Annotated in this window: 12 protein-coding genes and 2 tRNA genes; 6 read left to right on the top strand and 8 right to left on the bottom strand. The window is 66.6% G+C overall.

Annotated features, from left to right (window positions below; all coding sequences use genetic code 11):
- Positions 1-59: 59 nt before the first annotated feature.
- Positions 60-860 (bottom strand): alpha/beta fold hydrolase, encoded by an 801-nt coding sequence (locus AC5W7N_RS01130; RefSeq protein WP_495923077.1) that lies wholly within the window; start codon positions 858-860, stop codon positions 60-62.
- A 134-nt stretch (positions 861-994) separates the two neighbouring features.
- The gene (locus tag AC5W7N_RS01125) at positions 995-2215 is read right to left on the bottom strand and encodes a helix-turn-helix domain-containing protein (protein WP_490724621.1); all 1221 of its coding nucleotides are present in this window, start codon (positions 2213-2215) and stop codon (positions 995-997) included.
- 171 nt (positions 2216-2386) lie between these two features.
- Here AC5W7N_RS01125 and AC5W7N_RS01120 point away from each other — a divergent pair, with 171 nt between their 5' ends.
- The gene (locus tag AC5W7N_RS01120; protein ID WP_195020606.1) at positions 2387-2686 is read left to right on the top strand and encodes a hypothetical protein; all 300 of its coding nucleotides are present in this window, start codon (positions 2387-2389) and stop codon (positions 2684-2686) included.
- 557 nt (positions 2687-3243) lie between these two features.
- Here AC5W7N_RS01120 and AC5W7N_RS01115 read toward each other — a convergent pair.
- The 3 genes from AC5W7N_RS01115 to AC5W7N_RS01105 form a co-directional block, all read right to left on the bottom strand.
- Positions 3244-4116 (bottom strand): hypothetical protein, encoded by an 873-nt coding sequence (locus AC5W7N_RS01115; RefSeq protein ID WP_495923075.1) that lies wholly within the window; start codon positions 4114-4116, stop codon positions 3244-3246.
- 443 nt (positions 4117-4559) lie between these two features.
- Positions 4560-4622 (bottom strand) — tRNA-Ser (locus AC5W7N_RS01110).
- Between the two features lie 416 nt (positions 4623-5038).
- The gene (locus tag AC5W7N_RS01105; protein WP_014349026.1) at positions 5039-5200 is read right to left on the bottom strand and encodes a hypothetical protein; all 162 of its coding nucleotides are present in this window, start codon (positions 5198-5200) and stop codon (positions 5039-5041) included.
- 941 nt (positions 5201-6141) lie between these two features.
- Here AC5W7N_RS01105 and AC5W7N_RS01100 point away from each other — a divergent pair.
- From AC5W7N_RS01100 to AC5W7N_RS01085, 4 genes are all read left to right on the top strand, one after another.
- On the top strand, positions 6142-6882 hold the full coding sequence (locus AC5W7N_RS01100) for a GntR family transcriptional regulator (protein WP_495923073.1): 741 nt from the start codon (positions 6142-6144) through the stop codon (positions 6880-6882).
- Positions 6883-7591: 709 nt separating this feature from the next.
- Positions 7592-9241 (top strand): replication initiator, encoded by a 1650-nt coding sequence (locus tag AC5W7N_RS01095; protein ID WP_495923072.1) that lies wholly within the window; start codon positions 7592-7594, stop codon positions 9239-9241.
- A 12-nt stretch (positions 9242-9253) separates the two neighbouring features.
- Positions 9254-9451 (top strand): helix-turn-helix transcriptional regulator, encoded by a 198-nt coding sequence (locus tag AC5W7N_RS01090; RefSeq protein ID WP_495923070.1) that lies wholly within the window; start codon positions 9254-9256, stop codon positions 9449-9451.
- Positions 9448-10662, top strand: coding sequence for a tyrosine-type recombinase/integrase (locus AC5W7N_RS01085; RefSeq protein WP_495923068.1), 1215 nt, complete (start codon positions 9448-9450; stop codon positions 10660-10662). Before AC5W7N_RS01090 ends, AC5W7N_RS01085 begins: the two co-directional genes overlap by 4 nt.
- 15 nt (positions 10663-10677) lie before the next feature.
- On the opposite strand, the gene AC5W7N_RS01080 is transcribed toward AC5W7N_RS01085, so the two are convergent.
- From AC5W7N_RS01080 to AC5W7N_RS01070, 3 genes are all read right to left on the bottom strand, one after another.
- A tRNA-Arg gene (locus AC5W7N_RS01080) sits at positions 10678-10750 on the bottom strand.
- A gap of 346 nt (positions 10751-11096) precedes the next feature.
- Complete coding sequence (locus AC5W7N_RS01075; protein ID WP_495923067.1) at positions 11097-12569, bottom strand: flavin-containing monooxygenase; 1473 nt, start codon at positions 12567-12569, stop codon at positions 11097-11099.
- Between the two features lie 76 nt (positions 12570-12645).
- Complete coding sequence (locus tag AC5W7N_RS01070; RefSeq protein WP_495923066.1) at positions 12646-13788, bottom strand: acyl-CoA dehydrogenase family protein; 1143 nt, start codon at positions 13786-13788, stop codon at positions 12646-12648.
- A gap of 423 nt (positions 13789-14211) precedes the next feature.
- Here AC5W7N_RS01070 and AC5W7N_RS01065 point away from each other — a divergent pair, with 423 nt between their 5' ends.
- Positions 14212-15858 carry a long-chain fatty acid--CoA ligase gene (locus tag AC5W7N_RS01065; protein WP_195020610.1) on the top strand — a complete coding sequence of 549 codons (1647 nt, stop codon included), beginning with the start codon at positions 14212-14214 and terminating at the stop codon, positions 15856-15858.
- The last annotated feature ends 16 nt before the right edge of the window (positions 15859-15874 follow it).

Below are 15874 nucleotides of genomic sequence, written 5' to 3'. Positions count from 1 at the left end.
CCGGACCACACCGAGTGCGGTCCGGTCTCGGTCCGAGCCGGGGCGGTGACGTCGTCGGCTCACGCTCCGATCTCGCGGACCGCGTCGGCGATGGCACGAAAGTCTTTGCTCAGGATCTTGGAGTGATTGCTGGAAACCTTCGCGCTGAGCACGACATTCGGGTTGTTGGCGAATACCGGTTCGAGCGAGGTCCGCCCCTTTTCCATCTCGCCGTCCTCGCTGCCGAGGCTGTTACCGGTGGCCACCACGAACCGCACCGGCCGTCGCAGGCGCTCGAGGACCGGGCCGCTGGCGTCGGCGATCTCGTTGAGTTCGATATTGACCTCGGCGTGCTGGGCGGCGCTCATCCGCGCGGCCATTCCGAACGGACGGGTCAGCGGGAGCAGGAACCGCATGCGGTGGAACAGTTTCCGGATACGTTCGGCTCCTTCGGCGCCGGTGAGTCCGTAGGGTGCGGAGTCGACGGTCACCACGCCGGCAACGCGGTCGGGGTTGCGGTCGGTCCAGTGCCAGGCCAGCACCCCGCCGTAGGACCAGCCGACGAGAATCGCGCGATCCACCCCGCGTGCGGCGAGGACGGCGTCGATATCGCGCAGGCACGCCTCGAAGGAATAGTCGGACGATTGCTGCGACTTGCCGCGGGCCCGCTCGTCGAAGGTGATGTGCCGCAGGCCGGGCCCGAGCTCGGCGATCACCTTCCGCCAGTGCTTGTGGTCGGCGTAGGCGCCGTTGAGGTAAACCACCGGAGTACCGGTGCCACCGGTGTCGGTCACGTACAGTGCGGTGTCCTCGACGGGCACCATGCCGGTCCACGCCGTTGCGGTCGATTCGTTGGTCTGGGTGTTCAGTGCGTTCGTCATGTGAATAGAGTCGCCGCCCGGGCTGACACTGCCCTGATACCGGACTGACACCGCCGCTGACACCCTCGCGTCGAGATCGGGCAGCGGCGTCGTAGGTCGATCTCGGCAGCGGTCACGCGAGCGAATCGGGAAGCTCAGGCGGGTACCACGCCGACCCGTCGCGCGAGCTTGCCGAGTTCGCCGGTGGTGAGGTCGCGCCGGGCGGTGCGCATCATGTGGCCGACGAGTTCGCGGACGTGGGTCATATTTCGAACGTGCTGGGGCGCTGTGTGTTCGGCTCGCAGCAGCGCGTACAGCGAATCGCGGTAGTCGCGTTTCATCGCGTGCGCCCGGCCGATCTCCACGAAGTACTGAGCGCGTCGTCCTTCGGCGGGGAGATCGTTTGGTGACAGCGACGGTGCGAGCGCGAGTACCTGACCGGGCTCGCGGCGTTCCATCGCGGCCGACATGCGCCACAGCTGGACGTTCGCCGGGCCGAATGTGGGATTGCGCAGGATCGACGTGCCGGCGGGGGCATCGGCCAGTCTGCGCGCCTGCTCGGCTGCCTCGTCCAGATGCGGGTCCGGGTCGCCGCCCATTGCAGCCGTCACCAGCGACGCTTGGAGGTGCAGCATTCCGTACGTTTCGATTTCGCCGACCGTGTGCACGTCGGCGGCGATCTGCTCGGCTGTGCCTTCGGCGTGCTCCAACGCGGCAGGCAGGGAGCCGGGACGCGACAGCAGCACTTGCGACCGAGCGAAGGCCGTGGCGGCGAGCGCGGCAGTACCGCCGATGTTGCGGGCAGCGTTCTCGGCTTCCTGCGCTGCCGTCCAGGACAGTGCACCGTACCCGCGTGCCTTGAGCGCGGCGGCCGTGGTGTGCGCAACCATGCTCAGCACGTCCCACGCCCGTTCACGGTCGGTGGCGCTGCCGTCCCGGATGTGCCGGTAGCAGTCGGTCAGCATCGGCGCGAGCATCGGACCCAGCGCCGCGTAATCGCAGGCAATGCGCAGCTCTGCGGCATGGTTGGCGGCGGTGGTCAGTTCGTTCAGAGGGCGCGGCGGCGCGGTGTGGGTGACGTTGCCCGCCGTCCACAAGGCAATCTCGATATCGGGTACCGACAGGTGGAATCCGGCGGCGGACGGGTCCTGGCGGTCTTGCTCGTAGCCGGTCAGGTCGCCGAGTGTGCAACCGAGCGCACCGGCCAATGCCAGCAGCACGCGGCGCGAATCGACCGGCCGGAGGCCCGTCTCATACTTGGCGATCACCGAGCGGCTGACCCCTATCCGGTCGGCGAGTACCTGTTGGGTGATTCCACGCCGACAGCGAATCTGGCGTACTCGTTTCCCGATGTAGGTATCCGGTTCGTCGGTCATGCCGCGCACCTGCGCTCTCCCTGTCGAGTCCCACGCTTTACGTGCATTGTTCCATCTCGGAACAGGATTCGTTCGTCCCATTGCGAAGCTCCGATGCACGCCCCGCCGCCGGGTCGAACCCGATTCCCCGGCGGCGGGTGCAAGCCACGGACACCGACAGCAGGGGGCACGATGAGACCGACCGCACTCGGATGGATCGACTACGAAGTGAGCGCCGCGCCAGGATGGGAACGGGCGCAGGTAACGAGATTCGCGCGGCACCTCGGCTACCGGATCGTGTGGCCGGACGACCGGTCGGTGTTGCCGATCGCCGACCAAGCACGCAATGCCGGGGCGGATGTCGTGATCGTGCCCGCGCCGAGCCACCTCGGCCCGCTGGAGCTGAACCGGGTCATGAGCGTGGCCGACGTGGAGGTGATCTTGCCCCGACTGTCGTTCGCCCGCTGGGGGCTGGTGCGGATCGACCGGTGATCGCGCTCGGATGGGTCGTCGTGATCGCGGTACCGGTGGGCGTATTTGTGTGGGCGGTGCTCTGGCCACGCCGGTGACGACGACCTGCGGGGTTCGTTACTCCACCGAGTGTGGACAAGGTGGCCGGGCTCCGAGTGACGAACTGCCAACAGTTTCGGCGCTTTGATCTGGTCAAACTCTGTGCCCTCGGCGGGGTCGAACCTGCGACACCCGCTTTGAAGAGCGGATGACGCGTGTCTAACCTGGACGGCGTTGGTTGGCATCGTTGATACGTGATAGCACCGGCTGGTACTGCTGCGTACGAACTGCGCACCGAAGCGGCGGGGCTGATACCCCGGCCGCTTTGTCGTGCCCGGTCCACGTGCCTGGTCTGGGTTGGCCTGTGCATGAAGGGGCTGGCTACCCGCCCACCCCGTAGGCGCCTCCCTTCGTACGGAGAGGCTCGCGGGGTGCACGAGCACAATGCAGGCCAATTCACAATGCAGGCCAATCCAGGGGCAGGTCGAAGCGACCGAAGACTGCTCCATCGTTCCCACGGCTACCGGATTTTCAGCAACTCATTCACTCAGTTCAGCCGGTTGGGGACGTGTGGGAAGCTGTGCCTTGGAGCGGAGTTCGGCAGCTTTCGCCTGTTTGTCCAAGTGCCACTGGGTAGTTAGTCCGAGCACTTCGTCAGCGGTGGCGTTCAAGTCCTCTGCCAGGCTTGGCAGGGCATCTGGCGTGACTATCGTGATTATCGTGTGCGGCGGGTCCGTCGGAGTGAGTTGATAGCGCCACTCGATCGTTCCTCGATCGATCGGAGTCAAACGCTCATTGCTGTCGCTATCCAATTCGCACTGTAGAAGGGGAGCGTCTACGAGCAAGACAGGAAGGACAATGGAGTTGAACGTGTCTTCCTTGCGACGCGCTCGCTGGTGCCACCGTTGAATCCCCGCGGCGGCTTTTGCAGTCGACAGCATTGCCCCGAAGGCAGCATCCTGGTTGTCGCCCGCGAAGGCTCGCACGAGTGCATACCCGTGGGGACTGTATCCATCAAGAAGCGGAAGCTCAGCAGACTCAACCCGCAGTGGCCGGATCCAATTCCGATCGGGGGCCACGAACCGCTGGCCCCTCCGTGCCGTCGAGGTCATCCGGGTAGGGCCGTCAGTGAAGAGGATCCACGGCTTGTCCTTCGACGACTTGCACTCGATAGCAAGACTGACCTGGACTATCGCGTATTCGTCATGGGGGTAGAACCGCCGAGCGTACGCGTAGATGTCTGTCTCGCGTTGTTGGCCGGTCTCGACATCGGCGTAGTACCAGCCCAAGGTCGTGTCGATGTCGTTCGCCGCCAGCGCTTTGGCTGTGCGCATCTCAAGGGGATACCCCTGCTCACGGAGCCATTTGGCGATCTTGGCCGTGAACTGTTCATTTGCGTCCATCACGGTCAAGTACACCATCGTGGACCTATCCATGAAGCGGACCGCTCGATCGAAGGACTCATCGCCGAACCGTACTTGCGCAGAACTTTCGGCTGGGACGGCTGCGAACGGTCACGGCTCGGTGCGCGGCAGATGTTCTACGAGGCAAGCGAGCGAAGCCCGTACGGCAGCACCGTATGGGAGTCGGCGCGCTGATGGCCGTCGATCGAGGAGATGCCGGGCGATTCGGGCTCGGGAATCCGTTCAGCAATCGGGTCAGGCCTCGTAGCGTACCGGTCTACCGCTCGGGTCAATGTTGTCAGAGCTGCAAGGAGTCAGGGCGCCTGGTGGTGCCGCGCACGCGCCGCCGGAGGCGCCTTGACTCGGCCCCAAGGTTTCGCGGCTACCGTACGGAACGTGTGGAAGGGCGAACAGGTAGGGCAAGGAAGTCGCCTAACCTGCACAGATGTCTGTGCCCTCGGCAGGATTCGAACCTGCGACACCCGCTTTAGGAGAGCGGTAAATGCCCGGTTTGCCGGGTATTCGTGTCGTTGGGATCGTTGGCGATATTGGTGCGACCAGGGGAAATTCGGTTGGGTTCGTTGGTGGGGAATGGCGGCGTGTGGCGCTGCTGCGTACTCACTGCGTACCGAGCCCGGCGGGGGTTGGTCCTGGTGGTTGGTGGGCTGCGCATGTCGGGGGCTGGCTTCACCGCCTGCCCCATAGGGCCTGCTCTTCTCGCGTAGAGGCTCCGGGGTCAAGGGTGGGCTTGCCCATCACGCAGTGACGCGTAGCGCCCTTGACGCTGGAGGGGCGCGGGAACACAATGCAGGCCACCGACCACCAGGGCCACGCGGCCGAAGGACGCGCAACGACTACCAGGCCAACCACGACGGCACGGGCCGGTCGCTTTTTCCGCAACGGAAGAGAAGGGGGCCGAAGCCCCCTCGGGTTAGTCGTCGTCGCGGGCGGTGAGGGCTTCGAGGTAGGCGGCGTGGCAGGTGGTGCAGGCGTGGTCGTGTTCGTCGCCGGGCACGTAGTACGGGAGGGTGCCGGTGGCGGGGTTGGTGCAGCCGGGGGTGGTGCAGGCGGTGGGGTGGATGGTGGCGTTCATGGTGAGGGTTCCTCTCTGTCCGGGTCGGTGGAATCTGGGCTCCGCCCGGACCAGGCCGGACCCGCCCTCGCAATGGCTCGGCGGCCGGGGGTCGCGCGGCTCCCTTCCCTCTCGGAGGTCACCGCAGCTTGAGGCTGGGACTGTGCCGCGTGGCCCCCGGCCGTCGACACCGCTTGGCCGTTGCGAGGGTGGGTCCGGTCTGGTACGCCATCGGCAGATTCCGCCGGCCCGGACAGAGAGGAACACGGCGAACGTCACCATCCACCTGTCTGCGCCACCCCCGGCTGCACCAACCCCGCTTGGTGACCAGCGGGCTATGTGCCCGGCGACGAACACGACCACGCCTGCATCGCATCGCAACGCAACCAGAGCCGTCACCGTCCACGGCAACCCCACCGCGGCTTCCTCGGCAAGTCCTACCTCGGACGGGACCACAGCCAGGCCCCACGTACGAGGCCGGCCGATTCGTGGGCGAGCTGCGGGAGAGCAAGCCCGGTAGGGCAGACGTCGTGCCCAGCACTGCTCGGTTATTGCAAGGTGGCCAGATATGTCATGGAGCTGACCTTGTTGGCGCTAGCACGTCGCCGACGTGCCGACGCGCCGGGGCTGTGAGGTACGAGCGAGACCCGCTGCGCGTCGTAGCGCGGCGGCGGCGCGCTAGCGCCGCCTGGCCGCGCCTTGATCCTATATAGCCAAATTCGGCAGCAACCGCTCAACGCGAGGGGCGCTCGTAAGTCGTGTCCGGTGTAGATCGAGCTGGGGCATGACACAGACTCGGGCGGTTCGGCTGGCGGCGGGCTCGGGTGCGCCGGACGCGCGGTCGGCTGCGGGTAAGGCAGGATGTGAGGCTCGGCCGTGTGATGCGGTAGCCACTGCGCACACGCGCACACGTGAGATACACTGGACGAGCCAACGCACCGCAACTCGAAGGATGATCGACCATGCAGCCACAGCTACAGCGACCAGAACCCGTGTGGCGTCAGCTCGTGGACTTCTACCGTGACCAGATCACCGAGGGGCACCTAAAGCATGGCGATCGGCTACCGCCTGTCCGGGAAATATCCAACACCTGGGGGGTTGCGCACACCACCGTTGCCAAGGCCCTGCGGCAGCTCGCCGCTGAACATCTGATCGCCACCAGCAACCAAGGCAGCGTCGTAACCTGGGGCGAAGAGCACACGTTCTCTCCTCGGGGTCGACTTCGTGCACAGAACGGCGTGGTTCGCCAGCATCCAGGCGGGCCTTCCCGGATCATCAGTGCGGCCGTTGTGCCGGCACCCGCGCACGTCGCCGCTGCGGTGGACGTTGAACCTGGTACGCCGATGATCCGGCGGGAGCGCGTAACTCGATCACTGGCGGATGAGGCTAAGGATGTCGAGCGCTCGATCACCTGGCTGCCAGGCATCTTCGCGGAGGCTGCCCCCGAGCTACTATCCAGCGAATCGATTGCGAGCCTCGGAGGTACAACGGGCGTTATCCGGGCGCGCACCGGCCGGACGGTAGAAACCGACACGTACCGAGAAAAGGTCGCACGGGCCGACGCCGATACTGCCGCCGCCCTAGGGATCGCAGAGGGAGATCCGGTGCTGTACGGCCAGAACTGGTGGCGCGAAGCAGACGGAACGGTCCTGGAGTTCGGTGAGTTTTTTATCATTGAGGGCCAGTGGCTTGTAGTGGCATGACCCGCTGAACCCTCTCTGACCTCGACCCAACCCCCGCCAAGAAAATTGGCGGGGGTTTTTTGTGTGCGCACCTTGTGCGCGTGAGTTGTAGCGCACATACTGTGTGTACACGGTGCGCACACGGCGCGCACACGAGGACAAGGGGAGCCGGTCATGATCGTTCAGGGATTCGCGGGTAGCGCAGAGATTCTCCGTCCGTTCCGGTTGAATGCGGCGGGCTGGTGTGTTTACTGCTTGGGCCGCAATTGCGAGTCGGCTCGCTGCATCGATGCGCATGCGCGGTCGGTGTGGGAGGTGTGCGACCGCTGCGGAGGTACCGAGTACGTGAACGGGCATCGTGATCCGGCCACGGCTGCGGGCCGGTGTGACTGTGTCGGCGGCCTGGTCGAGGCGACTCCGGCCGGCGTGTCGGCGGGGGCGGTGGCTCCGGTGGTGGAACTGCGGCCGGAACGGGTCTACGAGTCCTGGCCTGCCGGTGGCGGTGCTCCGGTGCGGTGGACGGGTCGGTGATCGCGGTGGATTCGGTGTATCGGGTGACGTATTCCCCGGAGCGGGTGGCGGCTCGTCGTGCTCGGTTGCTGGGTGCGGATTCGGAGCCGGGGCTGCGGGAGGCTGCGGGGCTGGTGCCGCGTCCGGCGAGCGAGTTCCCGCCGTTCGACTACTACGCAGCTGCTCGTCGTCGGGCGGCGTCGGGTCGGAGGTGCGATTGATGACGGCGGCGGTGGTCGAGCGGGTGACGGCGGCTGATCGGCGTTCGGAGCTGAATCTGGTCGAGTTGGCGCAGGCGGTGGCCGAGGAGCGGGGCGTGTGTCGTCGTCCGTTGGCGATGCTGGCCACCGACAGCGATACCGGAGAGACGAAATATGTTGCGGCCCCGTGCAAGTCGACGTTGGAGTGTGTGTGCCCGGCGTGCGCGGCCAGGGCTCGGGTTTTGCGTATTCATCAGGCCCGGGAGGGCTGGCACATCGAGGAGGAACCCGTGGTGGAGAAGAAGCCACCCACCCCGCAGCAGGTCGAGCTGCTTCAGGCGCGCGCGGATCTCGCGGCCGACTACGCCGAGGCCAAGGACGGCGGGGATATCGAGACCATGGACGCGATCCGGGAGGTAGTGGCATCCCTGGATGAGGAGTTGCGGGCCTCCGGTATCCGGGGCAGGTTGCCCAGCCTGGACCCGGAGGCGAAGACCACGCGGAAGCGGTCGACCAGGCGGCGTCAGGCGGCTCCGGATCTGCCGGTGAAGAAGGTGTCCAAGGCCACGATCGGCCGGGAGTATGCGGGCAAGTACCGGCCTTCGATGTTCGTGACGCTGACGCTGCCGTCGTATGGGCGGATCGGCCCGGATGGTGCGCCGGTGGACCCGGAGTCTTACGACTACCGGCAAGCTGCCCGCGACATCATCCACTTCGCGGCGCTCTATGACCGGTTCATTCAGAACTACCGGCGTGCGGCCGGCCGCGATATCCAGTACTTCGCCACGATGGAACCGCAGAAGCGTGGTGCCCCGCACCTGCATGTGGGTGTGCGGGGCTCGGACCCTCGGGCGTTGATCAAGCAGGTGGCGGCGGCGACCTATCACCAGGTGTGGTGGCCGCACTTCGACCGCGAGGTCTACAGCGATGGCCGGATGCCCTACTGGGACCACCAGGCCCAGCGGTTCCTCGACCCCGACACCCGCGAGCCGGTGCCGACCTGGACCGAGGTCCTGGACCTGATGGACTCGGTGGACGACCTCGAACCCGCGCACGTGATCCGGTTCGGCACTCAGATCGACGTCAAGGGCATCCTCGGTGGCACCCCGGAAGCCGACCGCCACATCGGCTACCTGACCAAGTACCTGACGAAGTCGATCAGCGAGGTGATCGAACCGCAGTCCCAGCGCGCGGCCGACCACTACGACCGCTTGCATACCGAGTTGTGCCGTACGCCGTGCTCGCCGACGTGCGGGATTTGGTTCCGCTACGGCGTGGTTCCGAAGAACGCCAAGGCCAAGACCATTCCCGGTGTCTGCAAGGGCAAGGCGCATCGCCGCGAAACTCTCGGCCTGCGGGGTCGTCGGGTGCTGGTGTCGCGCAAGTGGACCGGCAAGGATCTGGCCGACCACCGAGCCGACCGGGCCGAGTTCGTCCGTCAGCGCCTCGAAGACGCCGGCATCTCCAAGGCCGAGACCGCGAACTGGAAGATCACCCCGGCCGAGCCCGGCGACCCTAACGTGCCACCTCGCGAGCACCTGATCATGTCGATGGTCTCCCAGAAGATCGCCTGGGACGCCGAATACACCCGCGCCCAACTCGCGGCAGCACAAGCCGCGGCAACACCACCAGACGTTCAGCACGACCCGACCAACCACGCGGCAGCATAGGGGGATAGAGAGATGGAAGAGACCTACCTGCGGGCCAAGGACTGCGAGGCCCTGACCGGGATTCCCGAGGCTACCTGGCGATGGTGGGCACACGTCGGCCGTGGACCGGCGAGCTTCAAGCTCGGTGCCCGTCGTCGGGTGTGGCGTAAATCGGTTGTCCTGGCGTGGATCGCGGAACAGGAAGCCGCTGCGGCGCGCGATGCGGCATGAGTAAGGTGCGGCGCAATCGGCGCGCGGGCGTCGAAGACCTGTGGACTAAGGAGCAGCGCCAGGAGGACGGCACGACTATCCGTGTGCCGTCCAAGCTCCACGGTAAGGGAATGCGTTGGCGTGCAAGGTATGTCGACGGTCGTGGCGATGAGCACACCAAGCGGTTCGCTCGGAAGGTTGATGCCCAGGCGTGGCTGGACGGGCAGACCACGGCGATAGTGACCGGTCTTCACGCTCCGCCGTCTGCTGGCCGCGTGACCGTCGATGTCGTTGCGACTGCGTGGCTGGCGGGGCATCCGTCGTGGGAGGAGTCGACGCGTTCGCGGTACAAGTCGATTGTCGCGAAGCACATCCGGCCGCGATGGGGCAATGTGCGTTTGGTCGATCTGGCGCACGACGACATTCAGGGGTGGGTCAATGAGCAGGTGGTGGCCGGTGCGGCGGGCGGCACGGTCCGCAAGAACCTCGGCGTGCTGTCGCAAATATGCGATTACGCGGTGGTCACTCGCCGGATCGCGGTGAACCCGTGCGGCACCGTGGACCGGCCGAAACAGCGTCTCGCGCAACGTCGGTACCTGTCGGGCCTGGAGGTCGAGAGGCTGGCGGAGGCGGCCGGTAATGACTGGCTGACAGTGATGGTCCTCGCATACTGTGGCCTGCGGTTCGCGGAACTGGCCGGATTACAGGTTTCGGCAGTGTCGCTGCGGCGCCGGCGCTTGCAGATCGAGCGAACCATCACCGAGGTAGACGGGGTGCTGGTGACCAAGGCTCCAAAGGACCATCAGCGGCGTAGCGTGCCGATTCCGGCATTTCTGGTCGAACCGCTGAAGGACCACATGACGGGCCGTCGCGCTGATGCTGAAGTGTTCACGTCTCGGCAAGGCGCGGTCCTGCGGGTGCGGAACATGCGTCGGGCATGGTGGGATGACGCTGCGAAGGCGGCAGGTCTGGCCGGGCTCACGCCTCACGAGCTCCGGCATACGGCTGCGTCGCTTGCGGTCTCGCAAGGTGCCTCGGTCTTGGCCCTGCAACGGATGCTCGGGCACGACAAGCCCAGCACCACTCTGGACTTCTACGCCGATCTGTTCGATGACGATCTGGACGACGTAGCGTCCCGTCTCGACTCGGCGCGTGTCGACTTTGCCGCTGCGTACCGACTGCGTACCGAGCGGGCTACGGCACCCGATGAGGGCGAACAGAAAACCGCCTGAACTGCGCAAACTCTGTGCCCTCGGCAGGATTCGAACCTGCGACACCCGCTTTAGGAGAGCGGTGCTCTATCCCCTGAGCTACGAGGGCCAGTCCGGTGGGGGACGGTGGGAGTCTACCGGGTGTGGGGCGTGGGGACAGCATCTGTGGTGCGTGCGATCCCGGAGACGGGGTATGAGGGGGTTAGGACAGGTTGTGGAAGGAGATGGATATGCGGCGGATGTCGGTGATTATTGCGGGGGCGATGGTGGTTGCGGGGGTGGGGAGCGGGGTGGCTGCGGCCGAGACCGGCGCGCTCCCTCCTGTGGGGGGGGAGAAGGCCCCCACGGCGGTCGAGGCGGTGCCATGCCCGCCTTTCGGTTCGCCGGTGTTGTGCGCGTTGGCGAAGATTCTCAACCCGTTGCTGCCGGGGGCCGGGTCGGTGGGGATCTGACGATCAGCGGGCCCCTGCGGGGATGCGGGTTTCCTGGTAGTCGGCCGGGTCGAAGCGGCGGGTCTTCCAGCGGTAGAGCAGGGTGGCGCCGGGCCAGTTGTTGGTGATGCGGCCGGAGGCGTTGCGGTACCAGCTGGAGCAGAAGTTCCAGGGGGTGTCCTTCAGCCGGTTCTGGAGCCAGTCGTCCCACTGCTGTTCGGTGTCGGGGCGGGCGGCCAGGCCGCGGCCGGGGTGCTCGCCGAGGTATTCGATGATCTGGCGGATGTAGCGGGCCTGGGCTTCCAGCATGTAGATGATGGAGCCGGAGCCGACATTGGTGTTCGGGCCGTACATCAGGAACAGGTTGGGGAAGTCGGGCACCGAGACGCCGAGGTAGGCGCGGGCTCCTTCGGCGGCCCAGGCGTCGGCGAGCTTGCGGCCGCCGGTGCCGTAGACGTTCATCGGGGCAAGGAATTCGGTGCCCTTGAAGCCGGTGCCGTAGATGATGACGTCGACCTCGTGCTCAACCCCGTCGGCGGTGCGCACGCCCTTCGGCGTGATCTCGGTGATCGCGGTGGTCTCCACGTGCACGTTCGGCTGGGTCAGCGCCGGGAAGTAATCGTTGGACAGCAGGCCGCGCTTGCAGCCTGCCTCGTAATCGGGGGTCAGCTTGGCGCGCAGTTCCGGATCGGGGACCTGCTTGTCGCGATGGCGATCGGCGATGGCGACCACCGGGCCCTTGAGTCCGGGAACATCGGTGATGGCCAGGGCGATCAGCTCGAAGAACGACCAGGCCACGAACCGCTCGGCCATTCGCAGTGGCGGCAGGTATTTGAACAGCGTGTGGTGGATCGGCCGGTATGCCACATCGGGTTTCGGGATGATCCACGCGGCCGAACGCTGGAACAGCGTCAGCTGCTCGACCTTCGGCTGGATCTGCGGGATGTACTGGATGGCGCTGGCACCGGTGCCGATGCACGCCACCCGCTTGCCGGTCAGATCGACGCTGTGATCCCATTCGGCGGAGTGGAACGCCGGCCCGGTGAAGGTGTCCATGCCCGCGATGTTCGGCATGGCCGGGCGGGAGAGCTGGCCGACGGCGGAGATGAGCACGTCGGCGGTTCGGGTCGAACCGTCGGAGAGCCGGACCTGCCACTGCGCGGTGCTCTCGTCGAATTCGGCGTCGGTGACCTCCACGCCGAACTGGATGTGCCGGGTGAGCCCGTATTTGTCGGCCACCCCGCGCATGTAGGCGTGGATATCGGCCTGCTCGGAAAACCGCCGGGGCCAATCGGATTTCGGCTCGAACGACCACGAGTACAGCGGCGACGGCACATCGCAGGCGGCACCCGGATAGGTGTTCTCCCGCCAGACGCCGCCGAGATCCGCGGCCTTCTCCAGGATGGTGAACTCACCGATCCCGGCGCGACGCAGCTCCAGGGCCATGCCGAGCCCGCCGAAGCCGGCTCCGATGATGATGATCGACGGCGAAGTCATGGTTCGAGAGTAGGCCGGAAACGGGCAGGTCCGAAGAGATCGACGGACAACAAATCCACATTTCCGGCCATCGGGCTCACTTCCCGGCGAGCTGCCTGGCGATCACCAGCCGCTGGATCTGATTGGTGCCCTCGAAGATCTGCATGACCTTGGCTTCGCGCATGTACCGCTCGACGGGGAAATCCTGGGTGTAGCCGTAACCGCCGAGTACCTGCACCGCGTCGGTGGTGACCTTCATGGCGGCATCGGTGGCCACCAGCTTGGCCACGCTGGCCTGGCGGGAATAGGGGAGCCCGGCGTCGCGGCGACGGGCGGCATCGAGGTAGGTGGCCCGGGCGGAATCGACGGCGGCGGCCATATCGGCGAGCACGAAACCGAGCCCCTGATGGTCGATGATGTGCTTGCCGAACGCTTCTCGCTCCTTGGCGTAGGCGACGGCGTCGTCGAGCGCGCGCTGGGCCAGACCGGTGGCGACCGCCGCGATGCCGAGTCTGCCGGAATCCAGGGCACTGAACGCGATGGTCAGGCCCTGCCCCTCGGTGCCGATCAGGCGTTCGGCGGGGACGAAGGCGTCGTCGTAGCTCGCGGTGGTGGTCGGGACGCCACGCAGGCCCATCTTCTCCTCGGGCTTGCCGAAGCTCAGGCCCTCGGTGTCCTTCGGCACCAGGAAGCACGACACTCCGCGCGAGCCCTCGCCGGTGCGGGCGAACAGAGTGTAGAAGTCGGCGCGGCCACCATTGGTGATCCAGGCCTTCGAACCGTTGATGCGATAGCCGTCGTCGGTCGCGGTGGCGCGGCAGCGCAGCGCGGCGGCGTCGGAGCCGGCGTGCGGCTCGGAAAGACTGTAGGCGCCGATGGTTTCACCCGAGAGCATGGTCGGCAGCCAGCGCTGCTTCTGCTCATCGGTGCCGAAGGTGAACAGCGGGAAACACGACAGGCTGTGCACGCTCACCGCCACCGCGACCGCGGCCCACCGCGCGCCCAGCTCCTCGAGCACCTGCAGATACACCTCGTAGGGCTGTCCGCCGCCACCGAACTCCTCCGGATACGGCAGGCTCAACAGACCGGCCGCGCCGAGCGCCGGGAAGACGCCGTCGGGGAAGGTTTCGGTCTTCTCGCAATCGACGACCCGCGGCGCCAGCACCTTGTCCGCGATATCGCGGGTCAGCTCGATCAGATCCCGAGCTTCCTCGGTGGGCAGCATTCGATCCACTGGCATGGTGTCAACCTCCGCTGGTCGCCTCGTCCGTCGGTTCGTACCGATGACGCTCACGTTATGCGTGTGCATCTGTGCGTGAATCCGGGGCCGTCGCTCCGCAGCGGCTTACCCGGAGAAAGTGCAGGTCACTGCGCTGCCGGCGATATCGGCGCGGTCGAGTCGTTCGTCCTGCAACCCTGCACAGGTCTCGGTTTCGTCACCCGGGGTGGCGCCGCACGGCCACGGACGCTAGACACATGACGGACCCGTTCACCGGGATCCGGTGCCGGCGGCAAGCTGGGGGTGCCGCCGGCATGCCGGTCCTGCCACCGACCGCACCCCACTCCTGCCTACCCTTGGGTAGGCTCCCGGTGTGATGTGGCTCATGCCCTGGTCGAAGCGCCGAGGCAGGGCCGTTCGCCCGAGAGTGAGGGGTCTTTCCCGATGTTGAGCACCATGCAGGACGACCAGCTGTCGCTGGCGACGTTGTTGCGGTACGCGTCGACCTTCGTCGGCGATGCCACCGTGTCCACCTGGACCGGCGAGGGCGTGCGCACCATGACCTACCGCGAGGTCGGCGCGGATGCGGCGCGGCTGGCGAACGCGCTGCGCGGGCTCGGGATCGGCGAGGGCGATCGCGTCGGCACGTTCATGTGGAACAACAACGAGCACCTGGTCGCCTACGTCGCGGTACCCGCGATGGGTGCGGTGCTGCACGCGCTCAACATCCGGCTGTTCCCGGATCAGCTGGTGTTCGTGGCCGATCACGCCGAGGATCAGGTCGTCATCGTGGACGGCACGCTGGTGCCGATGTTCGCCCAGTACCTGCCGCGACTGAAGACGGTGCGTCACGTCATCGTCGCCAATGGCGATGCCGCGAGCCTCACCGCGCCGGAGGGCGTGCAGGTGCACTCCTACCGCGAACTGCTGGACGCGCAGTCCGACAGCTTCGACTTCCCGGTCATCGACGAACGCTCGGCCGCCGCCATGTGCTACACCTCCGGCACCACCGGCGACCCGAAGGGCGTCGTCTACTCGCATCGCTCGAACTGGCTGCACGCCATGCAGGTCGCCTCGCCCAACGGCATGGGTCTCTACAACACCGACACCATCCTCGCGATCGTGCCGCTGTTCCACGCCAATGCCTGGGGCCTGCCCTACGCGGCGCTGATGGCGGGCGCGAACCTGCTGATGCCGGACCGTTTCCTGCAGCCGGGCCCGCTGCTGGAGATGATGGCCGCCGTCAAGCCGACCTTTGCCGCCGCGGTGCCGACCATCTGGGGTGGCGTGCTGGCCGGCCTGGCCGCCGCACCGCAGGACATCACGCATCTGCGCTCGGTGGTCGTCGGCGGTTCGGCGGTGCCGCCGTCGATGATGCGCGACTTCCAGGAAAAGCACGGCGTGCGAGTGGTGCACGCCTGGGGCATGACCGAGACCTCCCCGCTGGGCAGCGTCGCGCATCCGCCCGCCGGTGTGGAGGGCGAAGAGGAATGGGCCTACCGGATCACCCAGGGGCGTTTCCCGGCCGGCGTGCAGGCGCGGCTGGTCGCCGATGACGGCAGCGTGGTGCCCAACGACGGCGAATCCCTCGGCGAGCTCGAGGTGCGCGGCCCCTGGATCACCGGGTCGTACTATTCGCCCGACGGTTCTCCGGTCGACCCGGACAAGTTCGACGACGGCTGGCTGCGCACCGGCGACGTCGGCAAGATCAGCCCGAACGGCTATCTCACCCTGGTGGATCGCTCCAAGGACGTCATCAAATCCGGCGGCGAGTGGATCTCCTCGGTCGATCTGGAGAACGCCGTGATGGGGCACGCCTCGGTCGCCGAGGCCGCCGTCATCGGGGTGCCGGACGAGAAGTGGGACGAGCGCCCGCTGGTGGCCATCGTGCTGGCCGAAGGCGCCGAGCCCGGCGAGAAGCAGGCCGAGGAACTGCGCGAATTCCTCGCGGCCAAGTTCGCGAAATGGCAGCTGCCGGAACGCTGGACCTTCATCGACGAGGTGCCGAAGACCAGCGTCGGCAAGTTCGACAAGAAGCGCCTCCGCGCCCAGTACGCCGACGGCGACCTCGCGGTGATCACCCTCGGCTGACCCCACCCAACCCGGC

The sequence above is a fragment of the Nocardia sp. CDC519 genome (genome assembly GCF_059509835.1).
Note: the sequence above shows the minus strand (reverse complement) of the source record. Positions and strands in the feature narration are given on the sequence as shown.